Here is a 25,571-nt window from a genome sequence, read left to right as displayed (position 1 = left end):
AGTATATTATTTATTTTTCAATAATTTTATACCTTTAATTTCTATTAACTTTATCAAATACCACAATTATGATAAACGTATGTATCGCTGATAACTTTCCAGTAGTACACTTTGGAATGAAAGCTTATTTTAAAGATCACTCTGAAATAAGCATTGTTTCGAACGTAGGGAATTTTTTTATGATTCCAGATGCCTTAAGAAATAAGGAAATCGATGTTCTTATTTTGGATCTAGATTTAGACGGATTAAATAGTATTTATGAAGTAAAATCAATCATTAAAAATTTTCCTAAAACTAAAGTTATCATTTTCAGTAGCTTGTCAGAGCACATTTATGCACCAAATGCTATCAAAGCTGGTTGTGCAGGATATGTTCACAAGACATCAAAACTTGAGAGTTTAGGAACTACCATTGTTAAAGTAAACAATGGTCAGATTATCTTAAATGAAGAAATCAAGAAAAACTTAGCTTTAATAGCTAAGCAAAACAAATCAGAACGTTTGTACAGAAAACTGTCAAATCGAGAAATCGAGGTATTACGTTTTCTAAGCGACGGAAAGAAAAACAACGAAATTGCTAAGATTTTAGGTCTTAACGAGAAAACCATCAGTACGTATAAACTTCGTTTACTAACGAAACTAAACGTAACTAACCTGGTAGACTTGGTTAATAAAGCAAAAACTTTAGAAATCGTTTAAAAAAAGAAATCCCGAGCAATCGGGATTTTTTTTTAATAATACGTTGAACGAATTCTGCCAATATTGTTAGTCAAAACTACTTTCAACTTATTGTAATCGTTTATCGAAGTTTTTATTTCTTCCAAAACCTCTTCAGGAATATCTGGCGTGAAACTTTGCATTAAATCCATTATCAGTTTATTGATTAAATACTCACGAAGGGAAATAATCGTTTCGGTTACATATTGACCAATCGTTTGTTCTTTTTGCTTTACGTAAATGTGTTTAGTTTCCCAATTATGCAAAACTTCTTTTTCTTCTTGCATCAAAATATCGGTAACCGTTTGAGCAAATTCTGGTGAAAGTTGTTGGAAATAGTGTTCGCGATTGAATTCTTCTTGATTATACTTTTCGATTAAATCATTATAAATATCTCTAAATAATGGATTTGCCAATTCGATTTCGTCTTCCTGCAAACTGAGATAAATTCGCTGAAAAACTTTATAATCTACTTTTTCTACGACTTCGGTTACTTCGCCTTCGTCATTTGCTTTTAAAATAACATCTTCAAACTGCTCTTCATAATTCCCGTATAAAAGCAAAATCTCAATAATTTTTCTTTCGAGTTCAAAAACGATATTTACTTTTTCTTGAGTAAATTGTGGTTCATTTTTAACAACTTCAAACGCTTTTTGTTCTGAATTATCCGAACTTTTCAGTTTTTTATTAGCTTCAGAAATATCTTTTTGAATTAATTGTGCCAAAGTATTCAACAAAACTTGCTCCGAAATTTCCATAATTCGGGAACATTCTTGAATGTAAACTTCGCGCTTAATTCTATCTGGAATTTTAGAAATACTCACAACCATATCTCTAATCAAATCGGCTTTTTTGATAGGATCATTTTTAGCTTCATCCATCAGCATTGATGCCTTAAACTGAATGAAATCTTTGGCGTTATTTTCTAAATACTGAATAACATCTTCATAGGAATTTTTTCGAGCAAAACTATCTGGATCATCGCCGTCAGGAAAGGTGCAAACTTTTACGTTCATTCCTTCTTCGAGAATTAAATCAATTCCACGAATGGAAGCACGCAATCCAGCAGCATCGCCATCAAAAAGTACTGTTATATTTTTCGTTAAACGATTGATTAGTCGAATTTGGTCTGGCGTTAAAGCCGTTCCTGACGAAGCTACAACATTCTCAATTCCAGCTTGATGCATTTGAATAACATCTGTATAACCTTCAACTAAATAACAATTATTTTGTTTAGCAATAGCCTGTTTGGCATGGAAAATTCCATACAAAACTTTACTTTTATGATAAATATCGCTTTCTGGTGAATTGAGATATTTTGCCGCTTTTTTATCGTTGGTCAAAATTCTTCCGCCAAAACCTAAATTTCGTCCCGATAAACTTTGAATAGGAAACATTACTCTTCCTTTGAAACGGTCGAAATGTTTTCCGTCTTCACGAACGATGGTCAAACCTACCTTTTCGAGATAATCGAGTTGATAACCTTTGGACAATGCTTCTTTGGTAAATGCATCCCAAGTTTCGGGCGAATAACCTAAACCAAATTTGGCAATGGTTTCAGATGTAAAACCTCTTTCTTTGAAATAAGTTAGTCCTATTGCTTTTCCTTCTTCCGATTGTAAAAGTGTATCATGAAAATAACTTTTAGCAAACTCCGAAACCAAATACATGCTTTCGCGTTCGTTAGCTTCAATTTTATCTTCTTGAGAAACTTCGGTTTCTTCTATTTCAATATTGTATTTGTTTGCCAAATAACGAATCGCTTCTGGATAAGTGAAATGCTCATGTTCCATTAAGAATGTTACTGAACTTCCACCTTTTCCGGTACTGAAGTCTTTCCAAATTTGTTTGACAGGCGAAACCATAAAAGAAGGTGTTCTTTCTTCAGAGAAAGGACTCAATCCTTTGTAATTACTTCCAGCACGCTTTAGTTGGACGAAATCGCCAATGACTTCTTCCACTCTAGCGGTTTCGAATACTTTATCTATAGTTTCGCGGGTTATCAAATTTAGACTTTTAGATTGTTAGACTTTTAGATTATTAGATTACTAAAATCTTGAAATTGAAAGACCGTAAATTTACGCATTCCGAATTTATAATTTATACTTAAAAGAAAAAAGATGCTTCATTGCTGAAACATCTTTTTAAAGTATAAACTAACCTAAACAATTTTTAGTTGAAATCAAATCGCACTCCAAGTGAAACGTTATTTTGTTTTACTGCATTGTCAGCAAACATTGGATTTAAATCGTATTTCACATACAAACTGGTTTCTGAAAAACCGAGATATGCACTAACTCCATAAATAAAATCGTTTACATTGAAATCCCCTTTTTCTTTAGTAGTAAAATCATTTCCGTCAATTTCATAACACAATTTTTGTTTCGATTTTACTCGGAAACCTGCATATCCACCAATTCCAAGACGAACACTTTTATGAGTTTTGAAGATTTCTTTTCCAGCATCGTTGATTCTTTTTTTGGTAAAATCAAATTCCAAATGCAACGGAACCGTTACAAAAACATTTCGTAAACGTGAATCTTTTAATTTAGCTCCAAAATCTTCCAAATTGGTTTGATTTCCGTCGGTTACAAAAACTCGATTATCCGTTGGACGAAGATTATTGTACATTACTGAAAAACCATATTTGGCATGTAAAAGATTGTTATTCTTGAAAATTCGGGTATTTCCAGTAATTCCCCATTCGTAAAAATGTGAACCCCAATATCTGAAATCAGAGTTTGCAACACTTCCGTCGGTAACCAAATTGTTCACTCCAGCAGCAAAAACAAACTGTGATGTTGTTCGCAATTCTGAGATATTTCTAACTATTGAATCTCTTCTCTTTCTATCTGTTTCCCAATTTCTCCATTGCACCGTAAATTTTCCTTTTTTTAAACTTATTTCTGTGTCATCAATTACCTCATATGTTGTTGGATATTTTTTTCCGTTTATCACCAATGTATCTACTTTATATTTTTTGTCAACTAATTTTCCATTGGCTTTTAATTGAATTAAGTCTTTCAATTCTTGTTCGTATAGTGCAACTTTCTGTTCAATATTTTCGGCTCTTTTTGAAGCGAAAGCTTTCTTTTTTTCTTCTGCTTCTTTAGCCGAAATTTTTCCTTCTTCAAGTTCTACGTTGACGCTTTCCACTTCTCGTTTAAGCGCTTCTTTTTCTTGCTTGGTTACGTTATCGATTTTTGCCGAAATGACTTTAACACTTTCGTTAAAAGTATTTTCTTGCGCTGTCATTTTGCTAACAAAAAGACATAATGCTACTGCTAAGTAAATTGTAAAATTTCTCATGATTATTTATTTTAAGATTAATGATTTTTAAATTTCAATGTCAATTTCAATGTCAATATTTGAAGTTGATTTTTGAAGTTGATTTTTGAATTTGCTATTGTTATTGACTAATGATTTCTGTTGACTACAGCTTCTTTCACCGATTTGTAATTTTTGTTTACCGTGTTCAAAACTCTTTGTCTAAACGTCATATCCAATTCGGTATCAACTTCAGAAAGAAGACTTTTGGCATCAACATTTATATTGGATTTGCTGACTTTAGTTTCCTTTTCTCTATCTTTTTCAACCGATGCTAAAAGTTCATCAACATCAATGTAAGATGGTTTTTTTGAATTACTTTTTTTGGAGATAAAAACTTTTGTTGGACTTTCAATAATGGGTAAATCTTTAATTCCAATGGCTTCTCCAATCATGTATTCAATTTCTTTTTCACGATTGATGATAGTCCCGAGACTTTGGGATTGATTGTTTTTTTGATTGATGATTGAAACTTCGCTACTATTTTTTGGCTCAAAATTTCGAGTTTCAGATGTCGATTTATTAGTTGTCATTTTTTCATTTGAAACTATGACTTCAGTATTTTGATCCTTTCCTAGAATTGCATTTTCTTTTAAAGAAACCGATTCTTTGGTATTTTGTTTTTTGCTGTCACTTTCAACAACGGTATTTTGTTGTTCAATTGTTGTATTTTTTTGATTGAAAAAGAACAAACCAAGTGTTACGAATACCAAAACGCTGGCAGCAATTCCAATATACTTGAAGGAGAAAAAAGAACGCTTTGTTTTTTTTTCTTCGCCAACGGTTAGCATTGCATCCAATCGATCCCAAGCTTGAGCAGAAGGCTGAATTTCTCTTGAATTCAACTTTTCTCTGATTTGATTTTCTAATTTATTCTGTGCCATTTTGATAATTCTTTAATTTTAAAACATTGTCTTGAAGTGTTTTACGTGCGTGAGACAATTGTGATTTTGATGTCCCTTCGCTAATTCCAAGCATTTGGGCAATTTCCTGATGTTTAAAACCTTCAATGCAATAGAGATTGAAAACCATTTTGTAACCATCGGGCAAATTGTCTATCAAAAACTGAATGTCTTCCACTGAAAACTGACTTTCGATATTGTTTGCTTTTTCCTCAACAAAGTTTTCGTCTTCAAGAAACTTCACTTTCTTTTGAACTCTAATAAATGAAATACTTTCGTTAATCATTATTCGTCTAATCCAACCTTCAAAACTTCCTTCGTGTTTGAAATTTTTTAAATTGGTAAACACTTTCATAAAAGCGGTTATCATAATATCTTCTGCCTGATGAACATCTTTGATGTATTGGCGGCAAACGCTTAGCATTTTCGGAGCATATTTGGAATAAATCTGATGTTGTGCATGACGATTGTTCTCGACAGCCAATTCGATTAATTCTTTTTCTTCTTTATGTAAGCTTATTACTTTCAAAATCTATTATGAAGTGTTTCTATTAGCATAGACGAATGTCGATGGAAAATGGTTGTATGAAATAAATAAAAATTATGAATTAAAAATTAAAAAGTTTTTAAATGATTGATTATCAATCAATTTTTCTTAAATAAAATTATGAGATTCCTCGTTCCTCGGAATGACAAACTGCGTGAACAAGCTGTGTGTTAACTGGACTGAAAACTGCGACTGAAAACTGCGACTGAAAATTATTTTTTTCTATCGATAACATAATTAACCATTAAAATCAAACTTTCTTTGTATGTTGAATTTGGAAAATCTTGAAGTAAGGAAAGTGCTTCTTGCTGGAATTGAACCATTTTTTGTTCGGCGTAAGTTAGTCCGTTTTTGTCTTTAACGAATTGAATAACTTCTCTAACTCTTTTTTTGTCTTTGTTGTGATTTTTTATTGAATTGATGCACCAACTTTTTTCTTTTGGCGAACAATTATTCAAAGCATAAATCAACGGCAACGTCATTTTTTGTTCTTTGATGTCAATACCGGTTGGTTTTCCAATAGCATCATCCGTATAATCAAAAAGGTCATCTTTGATTTGAAAAGCCATTCCGATGAGTTCTCCAAAAAGACGCATTTTTTCTACTAAATCTTTATCTTCTGAAACTGATTTTGCTCCAAGCGCACAACACGAAGCAATTAATGTTGCTGTTTTTTTGCGGATGATTTCATAATAAACGTCTTCGACAATGTCTAATCTTCTGGCTTTTTCTATTTGAAGTAATTCGCCTTCACTCATTTCACGAACGGCAACCGAAATGATTTGAAGCAAATCGAAATCGCCGTTGTCAATGGAAAGCAATAATCCTTTTGACAACAAATAATCACCAACTAAAACGGCAATTTTATTTTTCCACAACGCATTAATAGAGAAAAATCCGCGACGGCGATTGCTATCATCCACAACATCATCGTGAACTAAAGTTGCAGTGTGAATAAGTTCGATTACACTTGCTCCACGATAGGTTCGTTCGTTTACTTCGCTGTTTTCGGAAAGCATTTTTGCTACCAAAAAAACAAACATTGGTCGCATTTGTTTTCCTTTCCGGTTAACGATGTAATAGGTAATTCGGTTCAATAACGCAACCTTGGAAGTCATTGATTCGTAGAACTTTTTTTCGAAAAGTTCCATTTCAATCAAAATAGGTTGTTTTATTTGAGAAGTGACGTTCATTTATGAGTACAAAAATAGGTATTTTGCTTGAAGTAGCGTTAGTGTTATAATAATCTTAACGGTATTCAATACAATTCCTTTTTTAGCCCTGATTGTAGTGGAAATCCTTTTATGAATTGCCACGGTTTAAACCCGTGGCAATTCATAAAAGATTGAAACGGAAAGCAGGAAAATGGATTGCAAAAATGCCTAAACCTTTCGCTCCTATCCCAACTAAATTGGGATTGACACTTTACGATTTATTAGCCAATTGTCCGCAAGCGGCATCGATGTCTTTTCCGCGACTGCGACGCACTTTGGCAACGATATCGTTTTGTTCTAAGGCTTTGATGTAGTTGTCGATAGCAAGGTCTGACGCCTGTTGGAATTCGCCATCATCGATTGGATTGTATTCGATTAAATTGACTTTGCACGGCACATATTTGCAAAATTTCACTAAGGCATCGATAGACGCTTTGTCATCGTTAATTCCTTTCCAAACCACGTATTCGTAAGTGACTTTGCTTTTGGTTTTTTTGTACCAATATTGCAATGCTTCACGTAATTCAGGCAATTGGAAGTTTTTTGTAAACGGCATAATGTGGTTTCGAGTTTCTTCGATGGCGGAATGCAAGGAAACGGCTAACTTGAATTTTACTTCGTCATCTGCCATTTTTTTTATCATTTTGGAAACTCCTGATGTGGAAACGGTAATACGTTTTGGCGACATTCCTAAACCTTCATCGGAAGTAATCATGTCGATGGCTTTCATGACGTTGTTGTAGTTCATCAACGGTTCACCCATTCCCATAAAAACGATGTTGGACAAAGGTCGATTGTAATACAAACGGCTTTCGCGGTCGATGGCAACAACTTGGTCGTAGATTTCGCCTGGTTCGAGATTTCGCATTCGTTTTAATCGTGCTGTAGCACAAAAATTACAATCCAAACTACAACCAACTTGACTGGAAACACAAGCAGTTGTTCGTGTTTCGGTTGGAATTAAAACGCTTTCTACAATCAAACCATCGTGCAGACGAACGGCATTTTTTACGGTTCCGTCTTCGCTGCGTTGCATTTGATCCACCTTGATATGATTGATAACAAAGTTGTTTTCGAGCATGGCACGAGTTTCTTTGGAAACATTGGTCATGTCTTCAAAACTGTGCGATGCTTTGCTCCAAAGCCATTCATAAACCTGATTTCCGCGAAAAGCTTTGTCGCCGTTGGCTACAAAAAAATCACGAAGTTGCTCTTTGGTTAAACTGCGAATGTCTTTTTTCTCGATTTCCATGGCGCAAATTTAGGGTATTTTAATTATTTCATAATTCGTATTTTTGTAAAAAATAAAAACATGCATTTCCTTTCCGACGAATTAGATCATTATGTAACGCTTCATTCTGAAAACGAACCCGAATTATTGGCGCAACTGAACAAAGAAACTCATCAAAAAATTTTGCAGCCACGAATGTTAAGCGGACATTTTCAAGGTAGAGTTTTGAGTATGCTTTCTAAAATTATTCATCCTAGTAACATCTTGGAAATTGGAACGTATACTGGTTATGCAACTTTGTGTTTGGCTGAAGGTTTAGCAGAAAATGGAACAATAGACACGTTAGATATAGAAGAAGAACTAGTTGATTTTCAACGAAAGTATTTTGATAGAAGTCAGTGGGCAACTCAAATCTTTCAACATCTTGGTGATGCTTTAGAAATTATTCCAACCTTGAATAAAAAGTATGATTTAGTTTTTATTGATGCAGATAAAGAAAACTATATCAATTATTTTCATTTAATTGTTCCGATGATGAACAAAGGCGGAATAATTCTTTCGGATAACGTTTTATGGAGCGGAAAAGTTTTGGAAGATGTAAAACCAAACGATGTATCGACTAAAGTACTATTGGAATACAATCAACTTTTGAAAAATGACGAACGCGTTGAAACGGTTTTATTACCTATTCGGGATGGATTGACGGTAAGTCGAGTGAAATAAAAATTACGAATTACGAATTACGAATTTACTATATACCTTATAACAAACAAATCCCATTGTTGCGCCAAAAACATATCCGGTTAGAATGTCTGTTGGGAAATGCAATCCGAGATAAATTCGGCTATAAGCGAAGATTAAAGGAAACAAAAACAGTAAGTAAGCGTGTTTATAATATTTTCTTAAAATCAAAACTCCAAAAACTGTAGAAGCCATAGAATTTGTTGCATGACCAGAGAAAAAGCTGAATGATTTACTGGTTTTTATAATACGAAGTAATCCATTTATTTCTGTATCATTTACTGGACGAAGTCGTTCAAAGCCGTATTTGAAAAGATTTACAGTTTGGTCGCAAATCAAGAGTAAAACTGCTGTGAACAAAATGTAATACCCGAATTTTTTCCACCCGATTTTTTTTTGAAGTAAATAAAAAATCAATAAAAACAAAGGTGACCAATATAATTGTTTGGTAATAATCAACCACAAATCATCATACGTTTCGGAGCCTAAATTATTGAGATAAACCAATAACTCTTTGTCTAAATCGATTATTTTTTCAAACATTATAGTTGACGTTTTATTGGACCGGTCAAATCCTCAAAATCTTCTGCAATTTGATTTACAGGATTGATATCTGGAGCAGCAATTCCCGATTTTATATCATCAACTTCTTTTGTAAAACTTGACGTCAACTCTTTCATGCTATCGGTTACACCATTGGCATCTGCACTTTTTTGAATTTCTGATTTGATTTCGTTAGTAGCATTTTTCAGCTGCGCCATTCCTTTACCTAACGTTCTTGCAATTCCCGGTATTTTATCGGAACCAAAAAGCATTAATGCTATAAAAATGATGAATACTAATTCTCCGCCGCCAATTCCAAACATAATTTTAATCTTTTATTTCGAGTTGCAAAGTTACAAAGTTTTTGCAAGAGCTTTTATCAGTAAACAGATAATTAACTTATTTCTTAGATTCGTCGAATTTAGATTTTACATCCGCTTTTGGCCAAGTATTATTTGAAACATCAATATCGGCAGTTTCTTCTTTTGGATCAACCACAATTTTTGTCACCGCTTTTTGTGTAGCAAATGTTCTAATCGCTTCTTTATCGTTCATTCGCCAAATTTGCGCCGGAAAATGATGGTTTTCGGTCGTTCCATCTTCAAAAGTCATTTCCACAATAATTGGCATTACCAAACCTCCAGGTTTATCAAAGGTCACTTGGTAAAAATATTTCGGCGATTTCAATTTGGCTTGTTCTTCTTTGGTAAACGTTGCATTTAGATATTCTTCTAAAGGTTTGCTGTCTTTAATTTCAAATAGTTTGTTTAAGCTTGGTTTGTAGCTTTCACTTCCATCAGCAATCATATAAACGGCTGGACCTTCGATTTGATTTCTACGACGACGTGTTTTTAAAAACGCTTCCACTTCTTTTGAAGGTTCGTTGCTAACAAAATATTTTTTCACTTCTTTAATTCCGATGTCGTTATAATCTGTTGTGTAGAACCAACCGCGCCAAAACCAGTCTAAGTCAAAAGCAGACGCATCTTCCATCGTTCTAAAAAAATCTTCTGGTGTAGGATGTTTGAACTTCCAACGATTAGCATAGGTTTTAAAAGCGTAATCAAACAACTCTCTTCCCATAACGGTTTCACGAAGAATATTCAAAGCCGTAGCTGGTTTTCCATAAGCATTATTTCCAAATTGTCGAATGCTTTCGGAATTGGTCATAATTGGTTCCAATCCTTTTTGATCGCCACTCATATAGGGAATGATATTTTTTGCTGGTCCGCGTTGTGCTGGAAATTTTTCATCCCATTCCATCAAAGCCATATACTCCATAAATGAATTTAAACCTTCGTCCATCCAAGTCCATTGACGTTCATCCGAATTGACAATCATTGGGAAATAATTGTGCCCAACTTCGTGAACAATTACGCTCATCATTCCGTTTTTTATTCGTTCAGAAGTTACACCATTTTTATCTGGACGACCATAATTCCAACAAATCATTGGATATTCCATTCCTTGATCTTCGGCATTGATTGAAATGGCTTTTGGATACGGATAATCAAAAGTATGTGCTGAATAACTTTTCAACGTATGCGCAACCATTCGAGTAGAATACTCTTCCCAAAGCGGATTACCTTCTTTTGGATACAATGAAATTGCCATAGCGGTTCTAGTTTCCAATTTTACAGCCATTGCATCATAAATAAACTTTCGTGAAGAAGAAATTCCAAAATCGCGCACATTGGTCGCTTTAAACTTCCATGTTTTTTTCTTGTCTGAAAAACCTTTTTCAGCAGCTTCGGCTTCGGCTTGTGTAACTACAATTACAGGTTTATCGAATGTTTTTTCCGCTAATTGATAACGAGCTAATTGTGCTGCTGTAAAAACTTCGTTTCTATTCAATAAATCACCTGTTGCTTCTAGAATATGATCGGATGGAACGGTAATGTTTACATCAAAATTCCCAAAAGGCAACGTGAATTCTCCAGAACCCCAAAACTGCTGATTTTGCCAACCTTCAACATCATTGTAAACCGCCATTCTTGGATAAAATTGTGCCAAAACATACAATCTATTTCCGTCGGAAAATTGCTCATAACCAGAACGTCCGCCATCTAAACGATAATTATTAATATTGTACCACCATTTTATAGAAAATGAAATTTTTTCGCCATGCTTTAATGGTTTTTGTAGCTCAATACGCATCATCGTTTGATTGATGGTATAATTCATCGGTTTTCCAGCAGCATCTTTGATGTATTCGATATTAAATCCGCCATCAAACTTTTCCTCCAAATACGTTCTAGAAAAACCTTTTGGCGACATAGCTGGATCGGTTACACTGTTTTGAACTAATGGTGAAAGTGATTTTCGAGATTGTTGATTTTGGTCTAATTGCATCCAAAGATAATCCAAACTTTCTTTGGCATTATTGGTGTAAGTTACAGTCTCCTGACCATATAATTTTGCATTTTTATCGTCGAGTTCTAAATCGATTTTATAATCGGCTTGCTGCTGATAATATTCTGGTCCAGGTGCGCCAGAAGCAGTACGATACATGTTTGGCGTTGCCAACAAATCATACATTTGCATGAATTTATCAGGATTTCGTTCAGTAGACTTTGTTTCTTTTTGAACTTCTTGCGCTACTAAAAAGCTGGTAGTCAAGTATAATATGGTTACTAAAATCGGGTTAGTTTTAGTCATATTTCATTAATTTTTAGGGAACTAAAATAGAACAATTGTTTTAAAAATGAAGAAACTACGGATTTATTTTAACATTCCTTTATAGTTTTCTTCGGTTAGCAATAAGCTTTGCTTTTCGCCGTTATTGTCAAGTTGGATTATATTTTGCTGTTCAGGATAGATTTCCATCAAGATGGAGTTTTCAATTTCGAGCGAATTAATCTTTGCTAAATCTTTGACTTTCAAGTAACAAATGACAACGTTATTCTCTATTTCTTTGGATAAAAAAGTATAATTCTTTGGTTGCCCTTTAATTTTTAATTTGAATTTTTCGGCTAGGTATTTTTGCATAAAAACTTCGTCTTCTTGGCTTTCTTTTGGTTCGCCAATGAATGTTTTTTTATGGAATTTTTTTTCTAATGCCAAGTTTAAATCATCTACAAAAATTCGGGTTGTGATTTGTAATTCCTTTTTTTGTGGCACAAATTTCATTTGAAACATTCCAACATAAAATTTATGCACAGTAAATGATGACAATACGATTATCGCCAATAAAAAAAGACTACTTTGCTTCCACTTCATTTTCTTTTTCTTTTAAAAGTGTTGTATATTCTGTTGCTAATTTAGCAAAAACAAAGTCAATTTGCACTTTATCTTTTGCAGCCAAAACAGTTCTTAATTCTTTATTATCCGAAATATAAAAAAGAAATGCTTTTACATAATCATTTGGAATTTTTAATGTTTCGGTAAAATATTTTTCCTCGAAATTATCTTCAATTTTCTTTATAGTCAATTCTTTTCTTTCAACTTCTAATTCTTTTTTTAGCATTGCCGTTCGACCAGAAATCCCATTAATTAAACCATCAAGTGGCATTCCACCAAGCGGAATTAAGAGTGGATAATACCAACGAAAATCACCAGCTGTTCTTAATTTTCGTTCGGCTGGCGTGTAAACTTTTGCAGGTTTTTGCAAAATCCCTAACGAAACGGCATTGATATTAGGATAGGTTTTAATTTCAACATCTTGAAGTGGAATGACTTTAGCATATAACGTTACTGTGAAAAGTTTTTTAGCCAAATCTTCTTTTGTAATTACAATTTCTTTTGTATCAACTGCTAATCCTTCAAAAAGTAATTTATCACCAAGTTTAACAAAAAGCGAAAAATCACCTTTTACTTCTGGATTTAACGAATTTTGGGAACGTTGATTTGTAATTATAATCGAAGTAAAATCAACATTTTGACAAATCACTTTTCCTTTTAAGAAATGCAACTCATCAATCTGTGAAAACATTGGAATATAAAAAACAAAAAATGCTAAAACCAAAAAGCGTTTCATTGACTACAATTTTACGTTGTAAAAATATCTTTTTATAAAATAATTACACTATAATCTTTTGTTAAAACTTATATTTGACCTTTAAAATTCAGAAAATGAAAAAGCTAATTATTGCCAGTACATCAACACTTCACGGCGGTTCTTATTTGGACTATATTTTGCCAGTTTTAGAAAATCATTTCAAGGATTGCAAAACCATTTTATTCATTCCTTATGCTCGACCAGGTGGAATTTCTCATGATGAATACACTCAAAAAGTAGCCGAAACTTTTTCTAAAATAAACAAAAAAGTAGTTGGACTTCATGAATTTGACAATGCTGCAAAAGCCGTTGAACAAGCCGAAGGCATTTTTACTGGTGGCGGAAACACATTTTTATTGGTTACTCAACTGTATCAAAATAATGTAATTGATGTTTTAAGAAATGCCATCGAAAACGGAACACCTTATCTTGGTTCAAGTGCAGGAAGTAACATTACTGGAATTTCGATGCAAACCACTAATGATATGCCAATAATTTATCCGCCGAGTTTTAAAACGCTTGGTGTAATTCCGTTTAACTTAAATCCACATTATCTTGATCCCGATTTGCAGAGCAAACACATGGGCGAAACGCGCGAAACTAGAATTAAAGAGTTTCATGCTTTTAACGACATTCCTGTTTTGGGCTTGCGCGAAGGAAGTTGGCTTGAAGTAAATGGCGAAACTATCATTTTAAAAGGAGATTTAACGGCAAGGATTTTTAGACAAAATCAAACACCAGAAGAATTGGAGCCTGAAACTAATTTAGCATTTTTAAAGAAAATATAGAAAACAAAAAACCTCAAACTTTCGTTTGAGGTTTTCTTTTGGAGCGGAAGACGAGGCTCGAACTCGCGACAACCAGCTTGGAAGGCTGGAGCTCTACCAACTGAGCTACTTCCGCATTTTGTGAGTGCAAATATAAAGAATTTGTTTTCTTTGTTGCAAATTTTTTAAACTATTTTTTTTCGATTTAAAACAAAAAAAGTAATTTCAAATCATAAGTAATTTACATTTAAAAAGTTATATCTTTATTCTAAATACAAAAAGACCCAACTCTGTATGTCACTCATTAAAGAAATTACTTTTCAAGAAGCTTTTGCTGTTCGACATCCTGTTTTGAGAAAAGGAAAACCTATTGAAAGTTGCTTTTTTAAGGGCGATGATGAAGTTTCAACTACCCATTTTGGAATTTATGAAAACGATAAATTAGTTGGTGTTGCCTCATTATTTAATCAAAATCACGATTATTTTTCAGAACAAACACAAATACAACTCCGTGGTATGGCAGTTTTAGAATCACATCAAAAAATGGGTTTGGGCGAAAAATTACTTTCTCATTGTGAATCGTTTTTGAAAAAAGAAAAAAAAGCTTTACTTTGGTTTAACGCAAGAAGTAGTGCAGTTCCTTTTTATGAAAAACAAGATTATCAAAAAAGTGGCGATTCTTTTGAAATTTTAGACATTGGTACACATTTTGTGATGTATAAAAAAATTCAACTATGAAATATTTTTTCTTACTCCTTTCTATTCTGATTTTCGTTTCTTGTAAAAAAGAGGTTGAAAAAAAAACATCTCCCAAAAAAGTTGAAATCATCAAAAGGGACAAACCTTATGAAGGTAAGATCTTAAAAATTGATACTACACTTTATGCCAAATTTGAAAGTCCAGTCTTAGTGGATTTTTATGCAAACTACAATAATGAAACCGTTTGGCAATCGACCGAATTTAGAAAAATCATTTTAAACGAATTCAAAAATGCTGAAAACGAAGGACTTTTTCCTGATGATTATCGATTTGAAAAGCTAAATAAACTTGAGACAAAAATCAATAAACTGAATGATAAAGAATTGGTCGACTATGATTTACTTCTGACTTATAATTTGCAAAAATACATTTGGCACATCAGTCAGGGGAAATTAAATCCAAAAGCTATTTATGGTGATTGGGATTTAAAACCTAAAAATACTGATGTCAATGTTATTCTTTTAAAAGCATTCAAAGAAAACAAATTGCAGACTGTACTTGATAGCTGTAAACCGCAACATATTGTTTACAAAAGACTGAAAAAAGCTATGGGAATTTTAAATTCGTTTCCAAAAGACACCATAAAAACAATTGCTTTTTCAGAAAAAATACTCCCAAACGACACATTAAATTCTATTCTTACTATAAAACGAAGATTGATGTATTGGAAGGATTTAAAGCCTCAAGATTCATTGACTAAAATTTATGATTCTAAAACCGTTGAAGCCGTAAAACGTTTTCAAGCAAGACATGGTTTAGCAGCCGATGGTGTAATTGGAAAAGGAACGTTGAATGCTTTAAACTTTTCTAAAACCAAAAGAAAGCATCAAATCATGGCTAATTTGGAACGTTGGAAATGGTTTTCTCAAGATTTAGGAAATGAATATGTCATCATAAATATTCCAGAATACAAACTTCGTCTAGTTGAAAATAACGATACCGTTAGAACGCACAAAGTGATTGTTGGAACCAATAAAAGAAAAACACCAATATTAAGTTCAAAGCTAAGTTATGCTGTTTTTAATCCAACATGGACTGTTCCGCCAACAATCTTGAAAGAAGATATTATTCCTGCAACAATAAAAAATAGAGGTTATCTTGCTAGTAAAAACATTACGGTTTATGATAATACTGGAAACAAAGTATCGGCTAGCGATTGGAATGCTTCAAAAGCGAAAGGTTATCGATATGTTCAAAGTCCAGGAAGTTTTAATTCACTTGGAATGGTGAAGATTATTTTTCCGAATAAATTTTCGGTTTATCTACATGATACGAACCACAGAGATTATTTTGAAAAATGGAATCGCTCATTGAGTTCGGGTTGCGTTCGAGTAGAAAACCCACTAGAATTGACTTCTTCTCTACTAAAAGATACTATGAATTATGATTCAGAAAAAATAAAAGAAATTCTAAAAACGGGCGAGACAAAAAATGCTTCTATCAAAACACCAATCTATGTTCATCAATGGTATTGGACAGCTTGGAGCGAAGACAACAAACTCATTTTCAGAGATGACATCTACAATCTTGACGAGGAATTATTCAAAAAGATGAATTAAATAAACAGGTTGCTTTTTGAAGGATGATAAATGAACAAACATGATTTATCTTTAATCACATTGATAATTTTTTCATTTAACTCCACTGGCAATGCTGGACAACCTTGACTTCTACCAAGACGTTTGTGGATTTTGATGAAACTTTCAGAAACATAATCAGCACCGTGAACTACAACTGCTCTTTCTCTTGCTTTATCGTTTAGTCCTTTTTGCAAACCATCTAGTTTCAATGACATTCCATGTTTTCCATTGTAAACTTCGGCAGTAGCATAAAATCCTAAACTGCTCTGAAAAGACTCTGCTTTATTGGAAAAATAAGAAGCAAATTCTTCTCCAGTGTTTTTTCCATGAGCAACAAGTGAGTTAAACAAGACTTTGTTATTAGTTAAATCAATAACCCAAAGACGTTTTGAATTGGAAGACAAAGAAAAATCAATCAATGTTAAAATATCTTTGGTAACTTGACCGTTTCTTTTTAGTTTATAAAATCCTTCCAAAGCAATAGAAAAGCTTTCAAAACTAGGCGAAGTAAAAGAATTTGAGCTCAATTCATTATAAACAGATACAACTCTAGAAACGGTTGGCTTAACTGATTCTGTTGGAAATGATGTAACTAAATTTTTATTTGGAACGTTGTTAAAAGAAGTCAACAACACAAACGCAATAAGGGAAAAAATCTTATAATTCATTGATAGTTATAGGTTTAAAAATTAGACTTGGGACGACAAAACTATAAAAAAAATGATAACTTCCAAATAAAAAACAAAAAACATAGTCATTACCATTATTATAGATAACGAAAATTCTCTAAAATTATTGTTTGCATGTTGTAAGAAACAATTAAATATTTATTTTTGTTGTCTAAAAACCAACTAAATGCCCAAAGTTTTTCATTATTACTTTGCCATAATTTTATTTTCCTCTGTTTCTCTTTTTGCACAAAAAAGGAGTTTAAAAACACAATTGATTTCGGAAAAAATCACAATTGATGGCAATTTTGATGAAAAAAGCTGGGAAAATGCGGAAATTGCTACAAATTTTATCGAAATATTTCCAACCAACGGAAAACCAGAAAGCAACAATAGACGAAGTGAAGTAAAAATAATATACGACAACGAAGCCATTTATGTTGCTGCAAAACTTTTCGACAACGAACCCAATAAGATTTTAAAAGAATTAACTCTTCGAGATAATTTTGCAACAGCAGACCATTTTGGAGTTTGGTTTAATGGTTATAATGATGGTCAACAAGAGTTTCGTTTTTTTGTGAGCGCTGCTGGAGTTCAAATTGATGCAGTTTATACAGAAGCTAGTGATGAAGATTATACTTGGGATGCTATTTGGGATAGTAAAACTAAAGTAACTGATTTTGGCTGGGTTGTTGAGATGAAAATTCCCTATGCTGCATTACGTTTTTCAACTGTTGAAAAACAAACTTGGGGTTTCAACATTTATCGTGAAGTAAGACGCGAAAGACAAAAACTATCATGGAGTTTATTGGACAATAAAATAGTTAATGAAAGTGTTCAAGCCGGAATACTTGAAGGAATTGAAAACATTAAAACTCCAACACGTTTATTTCTAATACCTTATTCTTCATACTACCTAAACGCTAACACAAAACAAAAAGCTTACGGAGAATTTAGAGGTGGATTGGATGTAAAATACGGAATTAACGATGCTTTCACATTAGATGCAATACTAGTCCCTGATTTTGGTCAAACAAAATTTGACAACGTCGAACTAAATCTAAGCGCTTTTGAACAACAATTTGCCGAAAACAGACCATTCTTTACTGAAGGAACAGATTTGTTCAATAAAGGAAACCTATTATATACTAGACGAATTGGTGGTTCGCCTTCCACATATCCAATAATTGATTCTAACGAAGAGGTTATTGATTATCCAACTACAGTGGACCTATTAAATGCTGTAAAAGTTTCAGGAAGAACAAAAGGCGGTTTAGGAATAGGAGTATTAAATGCAGTAACTGAAAAAACAGATGCTACAATTAGAAAAACAACTGTTAACAGCGATAATACCACAACAACAGAAAACAGAAAAGTAGTTGTAGAACCTTTAACTAATTTCAATGTATTGGTTTTAGACCAACGTTTCAACCAAAACTCATCCGTCGCATTCGTTAATACTAATGTAACAAGAAACGGTGAATTTCGCGATGCCAACGTCTCAGCACTAGTTTGGGATTTGAATACAAAGCAAAACTCCTATAATCTATCTGGAAATTTCAAATACAGCTATATCAATGAGCTTTATAATAATGAAGATAAAAAAGGATACGACAGCTACCTTGAATTTAGAAAAACAAGCGGAAAATATCGTTTTGCCTTCAGTAGTCAATACGTTTCAAATGATTATGACAACAATGATTTAGGTATAAATTTCCAAACCCATTACCATTCGATTTATGGTAGTGTTAGTTACAGAATTCTAAAACCTAATAACCTTTTCAATGCATTCAGTCCAAACATGAATTTTTATAATGAATTCGATAATAGGACTGGAAGATTACAAGCAAATAGATTAAGCCTAAACTTTAATATTGACAATAAGAAAAATGACTACTTCGGATTTGGAATTAATTCAAAACCATTAGTGACTTATGATTTTTACGAACCTCGATCTATCGACGAAAGGAAATTTGTAGAAATACCAGAACAAATTCAGTTCTTCTTATTCTTTTCTGAAAACTACAATAATAAATTTGCAATTGATTTTAATCCATCGTATACATTTATAAACGAACTTCGAAGAGTAAACTATGGCTTCTATTTTGGTCCAAGATATAGAGTAAATGATAAAATATCTTTGGTTTATGGTTTTAATTTCTTTAGACAAAATAACAATACAGGTTGGGTTGCTTTTGATGATTTTGATAATACAATTTTTGCTAGAAGAGACCGGAAAAATTTCACTAACGAAATTCAAGCAAAATATTCCATAAACGAAAAAATGAATTTTAACCTTCTTGTAAGACACTACTGGTCGTATGTAACTAATAAACAGTTTTTAACTTTAAAAGAAGACGGAACTTTCGAAAATAACTTTGTATTTAATGAAAACTTAAATCAAAACTTTAACACTTGGAACTTGGATTTATCTTATTCTTGGTGGTTTGCTCCAGGTAGCCAACTATCAATACTATATAGAAACCAATCTGCTCAATTCTCAAGAGAGTTCAATCGAAATTTTGACAACAACTTCAACAGCGCAATAAACAACGAAAACCTAAACCATACATTATCTTTTAGCATTCGCTATTTTATTGATTACAATTCTTTGAAAAAATAGTCGATTTAGGCTTTAATTTTTATCAAATTCGCAATACCATTTCTAATTTCAAATTTTGAAAATCGTTTATCTTTGCTAAAATTTTTAGCCATGAATAAAAAGGTAATCCTTATGATTTTAGATGGTTGGGGAAAATCACCCGATCCAAAAGTTTCTGCAATAGACAATGCAAATGTTCCTTTTATAAACTCATTATATACTAAATATCCCAATGCGCAACTTAGAACTGATGGTTTAAACGTAGGTTTACCCGAAGGTCAAATGGGTAACTCCGAAGTTGGACACATGAATCTTGGTGCTGGAAGAATTGTATATCAAGATTTAGCAAAAATTAATTTGGCTGTTGCCAATAAAACAATGGCGCAAGAAAAACCGTTGATTGATGCATTTCAATATGCCAAAGACAACAACAAAGCCGTTCATTTTTTAGGATTAGTTTCCGATGGTGGCGTTCATTCTCACACGTCGCATTTAAGAAGTTTAGTTGATGCTTCGCAAGCTTTTGGACTTGACAAAGTTTATATCCACGCTTTTACTGATGGTCGCGATGTTGATCCAAAATCGGGAAAAAATTACATTCAAGATTTAGAAAATTATATTCAAAACACATCTGCAAAAATCGCTTCAGTTATTGGAAGATATTATGCAATGGATAGAGATAAACGCTGGGAAAGAGTAAAACTAGCTTATGATTTATTAGTAAACTCAATTGGAAAACACTCAACAAATGCAGTTGAAAGCATCCAACAAAGTTATGATCAAAATATAACCGATGAATTTATCGAACCATTAGTTGTAGTTGATGAAAACAACAAGCCTTTGGCTAAAATTGAAGAGGATGATGTGGTGATTTTCTTTAACTTTAGAACAGACAGAGGAAGAGAATTAACCGAGGCGTTGTCGCAAAAAGATTTCCACGAATTCAATATGCACAAAATGAATTTGTATTATGTCACAATGACTAATTATGATGATACCTATTCTAATGTTCATGTGATTTATGACAAAGACAATATTACAGAAACACTTGGAGAAGTTTTGGAAAAAGCGGAAAAAAAACAAATCCGCATTGCTGAAACTGAAAAATATCCACACGTGACGTTTTTCTTTTCTGGCGGAAGAGAAGTTCCATTTGAAGGTGAAACACGAATTTTGAGAAATTCTCCAAAGGTTGCTACCTATGATTTACAACCCGAAATGAGTGCGTTTGAATTAAAAGATGCTTTGGTTCCTGAATTACAAAAAGGTGAAGTTGATTTTGTTTGCTTGAATTTTGCTAATGGCGATATGGTTGGTCACACTGGAATTATGGAAGCTGCCATCAAAGCCTGTGAAGCAGTTGATGTTTGTGTAAAAGAAGTTGTAGAAACCGCTTTGGCAAATAATTATACAACCATTATTATTGCCGATCACGGAAATTGCGAAACGATGATTAATCCAGATGGAAGTCCGAATACTGCACACACAACCAATCCTGTACCGATAATTATGGTTGACAATGACCCAATTCAAGTAAAAGATGGTGTTCTTGGCGATGTTGCTCCAACGATTTTGGAATTGATGGGAATTGAAAAACCAGTAGTTATGACAGGAAAATCGTTGTTGTAAATTTTGATTTTACAAAAGACAAAAACTATTTAGCCCTGATTGCAGTGTAAATAAAAAATGCTTCCATTGTTTGGAAGCATTTTTTATTGTAACGAAAAGCAGGAATAGGGAATCCAAAAAGTCCCAAACGATTCGCTCCTATTTATTTATCAGGTCAAAATAGCTTTTTTCGATGCTTTCTTGATGATTTGGATGGGCAATTTTAACTAATTCTGACACTCGTTGTTTTAGGGTTTTGCCATACAAATTGGCAATTCCATTTTCGGTAATGATGTATTGCGCATGAGAACGAGTCGTCACAACTCCTGCGCCTTGCTTCAAGAATGGAACGATGCGACTTTCGCCTTTTTTAGTGATTGACGGTAAAGCGATGATGGCTTTTCCACCTGGACTTAATGATGCGCCGCGAATGAAATCCATTTGTCCGCCAACTCCAGAATACATTTTGGCACCAATGGAATCGGCACAAACTTGACCGGTTAAATCGACTTCGATTGCCGAATTTATAGCGACCATTTTTGGGTTTTTACGAATTCGGGCTGTGTCGTTAACCATTGAGGATTCTTTCATTTCGATAAACGGATTGTCGTTTACAAAATCATACAATCGCTTGGAACCAATTAAAAATGTAGCCAAAGCTCGACCGCGAAGTGTTCCTTTATAATTACAATTGATAACGTCACTTTCTATCAGATCAATCACTCCATCGGAAAACATTTCGGTATGTAATCCTAAATCTTTATGGTTTTTTAACTTACTCAACGCTGCGTTTGGAATGGAACCAATTCCCATTTGAAGTGTGCTTCTGTCTTCAATTAATGAAGCAATGTACTCGCCAATTTTTTCTTCTTCTTTTGAAAAAGCGGCAACTGGATGTTCATGAATTGGCAGATTGACTTCTACTAAATAATTGATTTCGGAAACATGTAGAATTCCGTCACCAAAGGTTCGTGGCATTTGTGGATTGACTTGTGCTATGACAATTTTGGCATTTTCAATGGCTGCAACGGTTGCTTCAACAGAAACGCCTAGCGAACAATATCCGTGACTATCTGGTGGCGAAACATGAATAAACGCAACGTCAATTGGCAAGACATTTTTTCGGAAAAGATTGGGCAATTCACTTAAAAAAACTGGTGTATAAGAACCATTTCCAGCAGTTAAGGTATGACGAACATTGGCACCGATAAAAAAGGAATTCACGTGAAAACTTTCGGCAAATTCAGGATTTGCATAAGGCGCATCGCCTTCGGTGTGAAGATGACAAACCTCAACGTTGCGTAACTCGGTTGCTCTTTTTGCTAATGCTTTAGTTAAAACGGTTGGTGTTGCTGCTGCTGCTTGGACATAAACTCTATCATTAGATTTTACCACTTTTACAGCTTCATCAGCGGTTACATATTTGCTCATATTTCTATTTTTTGTAAAATTATTGAGATTATCATTTTAAAAATATGACAATTCTCATAGAAATTGAACAAAACAAATTATAAATAAAAGTTAAAATCTCAAAATTAATAGTTTTACTATTATCTTTGTATAGATTAATTTCAAAATTAAAAGTTTAGCTAAATTATTTTAAAGAAGTACTAACATTAAATTTAAAAAAAATGAAAATTAGAAAAACCTTATTTTTAGCACTTGCAACTGGAACATTCCTTATTTCTTGTAATCAATCAAAAGAAGAAAAAAAAGAAGAAGTAAAAAATCAAGTTACAAAAACTTCGGATGAAGTTCAAAAAGTAATTGATGAACTTGGATTAGTGTATGTTGAAGAAGGTGCACAAACTATCATCACTTATGAAGAAGTAAACAAAGCGCAACAAGATTGGTGTGATGCACTGGTTAAAATTGGAAAACTAAAAGAAGAAGGAGGCGATTACAAAGCGTTTGCTGAACAAGTCTTATCTGATGCTTACAATTATGATTATGGAAAAGTGTTTTTCAAACCAACATTGGCTTATGGAGATCAAACTTTTAGAAATGATAAAAAAGGTGCTTTAGCATACTTTATTGGTGGAGATGCTGATTATCCGAATGATAAAGGTTTTGCACTAACGCCATGGGTAAAAGCAAGATATGATAATGCAGGAAAAAACAATGAAGGCATTCAAATTTATGGTTCTATTGCAATAACCATGGGTAATGTTTGGGTAACCGATAAAAACGGTAAAGAAGTAATGGTTGATAAAACTTGGGTTTTCAAAAAAGGAAAAGATGGTAAACTAAGAATAATAGTTCACAAATCATCATTGCCTTTTTCTCCAACAAAATAAGAAATAAATTGGGCTAATTCATTTTAGTGGATTAGCCCTAAATTTTTATAAACTATGAAACAATTTTACTTTTTGACTTTTATTTTACTATTTTCATTTAACAACCTATTTGCTCAAAATAATCGTAAGATAGAGCGAAATGATATTGGCTGGTACAACTATTTTGGCACTTTCAAATTGAATGAAAAATACAGTATTCATAGTGAGTATCAAATTCGAAGAGACAATTTTATTACAGATAAACAGCAAAGTTTGCTTCGATTGGGCGTAAATTATCAACTAAATCCTAAAGTTCAATTTCGACTTGGCTATGCTTGGATAGAAACCTATGCATATGGTGAAACACCAATAAACGGAATGGGAAAAGATTTTACTGAACATAGAACTTTTCAGATGATAACATTAACCGATAAAATTTCAAAAATAGATATTTCACATCGATTTATGCTAGAACAACGATGGGTTGGCAGGTATTCTAATATAAGTTTATCAAAAGAAGATGAATTCCCTTTATTAAACCGATTTCGATACATGATTAGAGTTCAAATACCATTAAAAGGTGATAAAATTGAAAACAAAACACCTTATGTTGCTGCTTACAATGAACTTTTCATTGGATTTGGAAAAAATGTAAATGAAAATATTTTCGATCAAAATAGAATTGGTTTATTATTTGGTTATCGATTTAATAATACACTTCGAATTGAAGCAGGTTATCTAAATCAAACACTACAACTTGGTAGAGAAGTAAATAACCAAAATGTTTATCAAAACAATAATGGATTTATCGTTAACACTAACTTCAGCTTTGATTTGTCTAAAAAAAATAAGTAAAAGATGAAACCATTTGACATTCGAGTAATTGAGACCGTAATTGTAATCGTTGCCTATATAGTTTGTTTCTTTATGACAAAGGTTACAGTAAATAAATTTTTAAAAAACACACAACTACAAAGAGGTAGAAGAAAAATAATGATAAAAGCGTTTAACTTAATTTCCTTATTTGCTGCAATTTTACTTATAGGAGCAATTTGGGGATTAAAACAAAATCAAATAGCACTTTTTACTAGTACTATTTTAACCGCTCTTGGTATTGCATTTTTTGCTCAATGGTCTTTATTATCAAATATTACATCAAGTATTATTCTTTTTTTTAATCATCCTTTGAAAATTGGTGATACCATAGAAATTTTAGACAAAGATTACACAATTGAAGGAGAGATTTCAGATTTAACATATTTTTTTGTTCATTTAAAATTATCAAATGAAAAAATTATTACAATACCAAATTCTTTAATTCTACAAAAGTCAGTTGCTGTTATTGAAAAAACAAAAGTTAAAACAAAGTGAAAATAATAGTATGAAACCATATATTAATAGTTTTACTATTATATTTGCACTTACATTTATTGTTGAACACTAAAACATATCAATCATGAAAAAATTAAATTACACTTTCGCATTTATATTTTTGATCTCTAATATGATTTTTGGTCAAGACAATGAAAAGAATAAAGAATTTAATTCTTTGAGCGAAGCACTCAAAAATCCTGAAAAAGTTATTAGATTAAATCTTAGCAATCAAGAAATCAATGTAACCGATGAACAATGGTTACAGTTTATAAATCTAGAATATCTTACTTTAAAAAACGATCGATTAAAGCAAATACCAATAGCAATAACCAAAATTAAATCACTAAAAGTATTGGATTTAAGTGGAAACGATTTCATAAAATTACCAGAAGAAATTTCTAACTTAACCAACCTTGAAGAAATCTATTTGAATGATGAAAAGAACATGAATCTACCAAAAACATTATCCACTTTAGCAAAACTACCCAATTTAAAAACACTACATCTTGAAAACGATAATTTATCGAAATTACCAAGTGAAATTTTAGAATTTAAAAGTTTAGAAAACTTATACCTTAATCAGAATAAATTTAAAAAAATTCCTGAAATACAAACCTTAGACCATATAAAATATCTTGATTTAAGAGGAAATGATATTAAACCAGAATTACAAGATATGAAAAATTTAAACTTTGGATTTAAAATAAATTTCTAAAACA

The 25,571-nt window shown here is 32.5% G+C and carries 24 protein-coding genes and 1 tRNA gene; 11 read left to right on the top strand and 14 right to left on the bottom strand.

Annotated features, from left to right (window positions below):
- Nucleotides 1-68: 68 nt before the first annotated feature.
- On the top strand, nucleotides 69-698 hold the full coding sequence (locus BC748_RS10715; RefSeq protein WP_133533494.1) for a response regulator transcription factor: 630 nt from the start codon (nucleotides 69-71) through the stop codon (nucleotides 696-698).
- 32 nt (nucleotides 699-730) lie between these two features.
- On the opposite strand, the gene dnaG is transcribed toward BC748_RS10715, so the two are convergent.
- The 6 genes from dnaG to rlmN form a co-directional block, all read right to left on the bottom strand.
- A complete protein-coding gene (gene dnaG / locus BC748_RS10710; protein ID WP_133533493.1) occupies nucleotides 731-2,722 on the bottom strand; it encodes a DNA primase in 1,992 nt (663 codons plus the stop codon).
- A gap of 166 nt (nucleotides 2,723-2,888) precedes the next feature.
- Complete coding sequence (locus BC748_RS10705; protein WP_133533492.1) at nucleotides 2,889-4,025, bottom strand: hypothetical protein; 1,137 nt, start codon at nucleotides 4,023-4,025, stop codon at nucleotides 2,889-2,891.
- Nucleotides 4,026-4,132: 107 nt separating this feature from the next.
- Nucleotides 4,133-4,927, bottom strand: a complete 795-nt coding sequence (locus BC748_RS10700) for a hypothetical protein (RefSeq protein ID WP_133533491.1) — start codon at nucleotides 4,925-4,927, stop codon at nucleotides 4,133-4,135.
- On the bottom strand, nucleotides 4,914-5,474 hold the full coding sequence (locus tag BC748_RS10695) for an RNA polymerase sigma factor (protein WP_133533490.1): 561 nt from the start codon (nucleotides 5,472-5,474) through the stop codon (nucleotides 4,914-4,916). Before BC748_RS10695 ends, BC748_RS10700 begins: the two co-directional genes overlap by 14 nt.
- Nucleotides 5,475-5,704: 230 nt before the next feature.
- Entirely contained in the window at nucleotides 5,705-6,685 is a 981-nt protein-coding gene (locus tag BC748_RS10690) for a polyprenyl synthetase family protein (protein ID WP_133533489.1), read from the bottom strand.
- A 232-nt stretch (nucleotides 6,686-6,917) separates the two neighbouring features.
- Nucleotides 6,918-7,958: a dual-specificity RNA methyltransferase RlmN gene (rlmN, locus tag BC748_RS10685; RefSeq protein WP_133533488.1), complete on the bottom strand. Its 1,041-nt coding sequence runs from the start codon at nucleotides 7,956-7,958 to the stop codon at nucleotides 6,918-6,920.
- A gap of 60 nt (nucleotides 7,959-8,018) precedes the next feature.
- Here rlmN and BC748_RS10680 point away from each other — a divergent pair, with 60 nt between their 5' ends.
- Nucleotides 8,019-8,660, top strand: coding sequence for an O-methyltransferase (locus tag BC748_RS10680; RefSeq protein ID WP_133533487.1), 642 nt, complete (start codon nucleotides 8,019-8,021; stop codon nucleotides 8,658-8,660).
- A gap of 3 nt (nucleotides 8,661-8,663) precedes the next feature.
- On the opposite strand, the gene BC748_RS10675 is transcribed toward BC748_RS10680, so the two are convergent.
- From BC748_RS10675 to BC748_RS10655, 5 genes are all read right to left on the bottom strand, one after another.
- Complete coding sequence (locus tag BC748_RS10675; protein ID WP_133533486.1) at nucleotides 8,664-9,221, bottom strand: phosphatase PAP2 family protein; 558 nt, start codon at nucleotides 9,219-9,221, stop codon at nucleotides 8,664-8,666.
- On the bottom strand, nucleotides 9,221-9,544 hold the full coding sequence (locus BC748_RS10670) for a Sec-independent protein translocase subunit TatA/TatB (RefSeq protein WP_133533485.1): 324 nt from the start codon (nucleotides 9,542-9,544) through the stop codon (nucleotides 9,221-9,223). The genes BC748_RS10675 and BC748_RS10670 overlap by 1 nt, the downstream gene beginning before the upstream one ends.
- Nucleotides 9,545-9,620: 76 nt before the next feature.
- Nucleotides 9,621-11,879, bottom strand: a complete 2,259-nt coding sequence (locus BC748_RS10665) for a M1 family metallopeptidase (RefSeq protein WP_133533484.1) — start codon at nucleotides 11,877-11,879, stop codon at nucleotides 9,621-9,623.
- Nucleotides 11,880-11,942: 63 nt separating this feature from the next.
- Nucleotides 11,943-12,440 (bottom strand): DUF6702 family protein, encoded by a 498-nt coding sequence (locus BC748_RS10660; RefSeq protein ID WP_133533483.1) that lies wholly within the window; start codon nucleotides 12,438-12,440, stop codon nucleotides 11,943-11,945.
- On the bottom strand, nucleotides 12,421-13,197 hold the full coding sequence (locus BC748_RS10655) for a hypothetical protein (RefSeq protein WP_133533482.1): 777 nt from the start codon (nucleotides 13,195-13,197) through the stop codon (nucleotides 12,421-12,423). The genes BC748_RS10660 and BC748_RS10655 overlap by 20 nt, the downstream gene beginning before the upstream one ends.
- Nucleotides 13,198-13,292: 95 nt before the next feature.
- Between BC748_RS10655 and pepE the strand changes: the two genes are divergently transcribed.
- On the top strand, nucleotides 13,293-14,006 hold the full coding sequence (gene pepE, locus BC748_RS10650) for a dipeptidase PepE (RefSeq protein ID WP_133533481.1): 714 nt from the start codon (nucleotides 13,293-13,295) through the stop codon (nucleotides 14,004-14,006).
- Between the two features lie 39 nt (nucleotides 14,007-14,045).
- Here pepE and BC748_RS10645 read toward each other — a convergent pair.
- Nucleotides 14,046-14,121 (bottom strand) — tRNA-Gly (locus BC748_RS10645).
- Between the two features lie 158 nt (nucleotides 14,122-14,279).
- Between BC748_RS10645 and BC748_RS10640 the strand changes: the two genes are divergently transcribed.
- Nucleotides 14,280-14,723 (top strand): GNAT family N-acetyltransferase, encoded by a 444-nt coding sequence (locus BC748_RS10640; RefSeq protein WP_133533480.1) that lies wholly within the window; start codon nucleotides 14,280-14,282, stop codon nucleotides 14,721-14,723.
- Nucleotides 14,720-16,303: a L,D-transpeptidase family protein gene (locus tag BC748_RS10635; protein WP_133533479.1), complete on the top strand. Its 1,584-nt coding sequence runs from the start codon at nucleotides 14,720-14,722 to the stop codon at nucleotides 16,301-16,303. Before BC748_RS10640 ends, BC748_RS10635 begins: the two co-directional genes overlap by 4 nt.
- Here BC748_RS10635 and BC748_RS10630 read toward each other — a convergent pair.
- Nucleotides 16,300-16,992, bottom strand: a complete 693-nt coding sequence (locus BC748_RS10630) for a murein L,D-transpeptidase catalytic domain family protein (protein WP_133533478.1) — start codon at nucleotides 16,990-16,992, stop codon at nucleotides 16,300-16,302. The genes BC748_RS10635 and BC748_RS10630 overlap by 4 nt on opposite strands.
- 187 nt (nucleotides 16,993-17,179) lie before the next feature.
- Here BC748_RS10630 and BC748_RS10625 point away from each other — a divergent pair, with 187 nt between their 5' ends.
- Both BC748_RS10625 and gpmI read left to right on the top strand, forming a co-directional pair.
- Nucleotides 17,180-19,615 carry a DUF5916 domain-containing protein gene (locus BC748_RS10625; protein WP_133533477.1) on the top strand — a complete coding sequence of 812 codons (2,436 nt, stop codon included), beginning with the start codon at nucleotides 17,180-17,182 and terminating at the stop codon, nucleotides 19,613-19,615.
- Nucleotides 19,616-19,705: 90 nt separating this feature from the next.
- On the top strand, nucleotides 19,706-21,223 hold the full coding sequence (gene gpmI / locus BC748_RS10620) for a 2,3-bisphosphoglycerate-independent phosphoglycerate mutase (RefSeq protein ID WP_133533476.1): 1,518 nt from the start codon (nucleotides 19,706-19,708) through the stop codon (nucleotides 21,221-21,223).
- Between the two features lie 138 nt (nucleotides 21,224-21,361).
- Here gpmI and BC748_RS10615 read toward each other — a convergent pair whose 3' ends face one another.
- The gene (locus tag BC748_RS10615) at nucleotides 21,362-22,633 is read right to left on the bottom strand and encodes an acetyl-CoA hydrolase/transferase family protein (protein WP_133533475.1); all 1,272 of its coding nucleotides are present in this window, start codon (nucleotides 22,631-22,633) and stop codon (nucleotides 21,362-21,364) included.
- A gap of 200 nt (nucleotides 22,634-22,833) precedes the next feature.
- On the opposite strand from BC748_RS10615, the gene BC748_RS10610 reads away from it, so the two are divergent.
- The 4 genes from BC748_RS10610 to BC748_RS10595 all read left to right on the top strand — a co-directional run bounded on the left by BC748_RS10610 (nucleotide 22,834) and on the right by BC748_RS10595 (nucleotide 25,567).
- A complete protein-coding gene (locus BC748_RS10610) occupies nucleotides 22,834-23,499 on the top strand; it encodes a hypothetical protein (protein WP_211338555.1) in 666 nt (221 codons plus the stop codon).
- Between the two features lie 54 nt (nucleotides 23,500-23,553).
- On the top strand, nucleotides 23,554-24,333 hold the full coding sequence (locus tag BC748_RS10605) for a DUF2490 domain-containing protein (RefSeq protein ID WP_133533474.1): 780 nt from the start codon (nucleotides 23,554-23,556) through the stop codon (nucleotides 24,331-24,333).
- A 138-nt stretch (nucleotides 24,334-24,471) separates the two neighbouring features.
- Complete coding sequence (locus tag BC748_RS10600) at nucleotides 24,472-24,849, top strand: mechanosensitive ion channel domain-containing protein (protein WP_246014035.1); 378 nt, start codon at nucleotides 24,472-24,474, stop codon at nucleotides 24,847-24,849.
- Between the two features lie 85 nt (nucleotides 24,850-24,934).
- The gene (locus tag BC748_RS10595) at nucleotides 24,935-25,567 is read left to right on the top strand and encodes a leucine-rich repeat domain-containing protein (protein WP_133533472.1); all 633 of its coding nucleotides are present in this window, start codon (nucleotides 24,935-24,937) and stop codon (nucleotides 25,565-25,567) included.
- Nucleotides 25,568-25,571 lie beyond the last annotated feature (4 nt).

This window comes from Flavobacterium dankookense (assembly GCF_004362665.1).
Taxonomy (GTDB): domain Bacteria; phylum Bacteroidota; class Bacteroidia; order Flavobacteriales; family Flavobacteriaceae; genus Flavobacterium; species Flavobacterium dankookense.
The sequence above is the reverse complement of the archived record's forward strand: the minus strand, read 5'-3'. Positions and strand labels throughout refer to the sequence as shown.

Coding starts and splice junctions, on each gene's coding strand:
- rlmN (WP_133533488.1), bottom strand. CDS start 7,958: ATGGAAATCGAGAAAAAAGACATTCGCAGTTTAACCAAAGAGCAACTT.
- BC748_RS10615 (WP_133533475.1), bottom strand. CDS start 22,633: ATGAGCAAATATGTAACCGCTGATGAAGCTGTAAAAGTGGTAAAATCT.
- BC748_RS10635 (WP_133533479.1), top strand. CDS start 14,720: ATGAAATATTTTTTCTTACTCCTTTCTATTCTGATTTTCGTTTCTTGT.
- BC748_RS10630 (WP_133533478.1), bottom strand. CDS start 16,992: ATGAATTATAAGATTTTTTCCCTTATTGCGTTTGTGTTGTTGACTTCT.
- gpmI (WP_133533476.1), top strand. CDS start 19,706: ATGAATAAAAAGGTAATCCTTATGATTTTAGATGGTTGGGGAAAATCA.
- BC748_RS10600 (WP_246014035.1), top strand. CDS start 24,472: ATGATAAAAGCGTTTAACTTAATTTCCTTATTTGCTGCAATTTTACTT.
- BC748_RS10715 (WP_133533494.1), top strand. CDS start 69: ATGATAAACGTATGTATCGCTGATAACTTTCCAGTAGTACACTTTGGA.
- BC748_RS10640 (WP_133533480.1), top strand. CDS start 14,280: ATGTCACTCATTAAAGAAATTACTTTTCAAGAAGCTTTTGCTGTTCGA.
- BC748_RS10665 (WP_133533484.1), bottom strand. CDS start 11,879: ATGACTAAAACTAACCCGATTTTAGTAACCATATTATACTTGACTACC.
- BC748_RS10675 (WP_133533486.1), bottom strand. CDS start 9,221: ATGTTTGAAAAAATAATCGATTTAGACAAAGAGTTATTGGTTTATCTC.
- BC748_RS10610 (WP_211338555.1), top strand. CDS start 22,834: ATGAAAATTAGAAAAACCTTATTTTTAGCACTTGCAACTGGAACATTC.
- BC748_RS10625 (WP_133533477.1), top strand. CDS start 17,180: ATGCCCAAAGTTTTTCATTATTACTTTGCCATAATTTTATTTTCCTCT.
- BC748_RS10605 (WP_133533474.1), top strand. CDS start 23,554: ATGAAACAATTTTACTTTTTGACTTTTATTTTACTATTTTCATTTAAC.
- BC748_RS10660 (WP_133533483.1), bottom strand. CDS start 12,440: ATGAAGTGGAAGCAAAGTAGTCTTTTTTTATTGGCGATAATCGTATTG.
- BC748_RS10670 (WP_133533485.1), bottom strand. CDS start 9,544: ATGTTTGGAATTGGCGGCGGAGAATTAGTATTCATCATTTTTATAGCA.
- BC748_RS10595 (WP_133533472.1), top strand. CDS start 24,935: ATGAAAAAATTAAATTACACTTTCGCATTTATATTTTTGATCTCTAAT.
- BC748_RS10705 (WP_133533492.1), bottom strand. CDS start 4,025: ATGAGAAATTTTACAATTTACTTAGCAGTAGCATTATGTCTTTTTGTT.
- BC748_RS10680 (WP_133533487.1), top strand. CDS start 8,019: ATGCATTTCCTTTCCGACGAATTAGATCATTATGTAACGCTTCATTCT.
- pepE (WP_133533481.1), top strand. CDS start 13,293: ATGAAAAAGCTAATTATTGCCAGTACATCAACACTTCACGGCGGTTCT.
- BC748_RS10690 (WP_133533489.1), bottom strand. CDS start 6,685: ATGAACGTCACTTCTCAAATAAAACAACCTATTTTGATTGAAATGGAA.
- BC748_RS10655 (WP_133533482.1), bottom strand. CDS start 13,197: ATGAAACGCTTTTTGGTTTTAGCATTTTTTGTTTTTTATATTCCAATG.
- BC748_RS10700 (WP_133533491.1), bottom strand. CDS start 4,927: ATGGCACAGAATAAATTAGAAAATCAAATCAGAGAAAAGTTGAATTCA.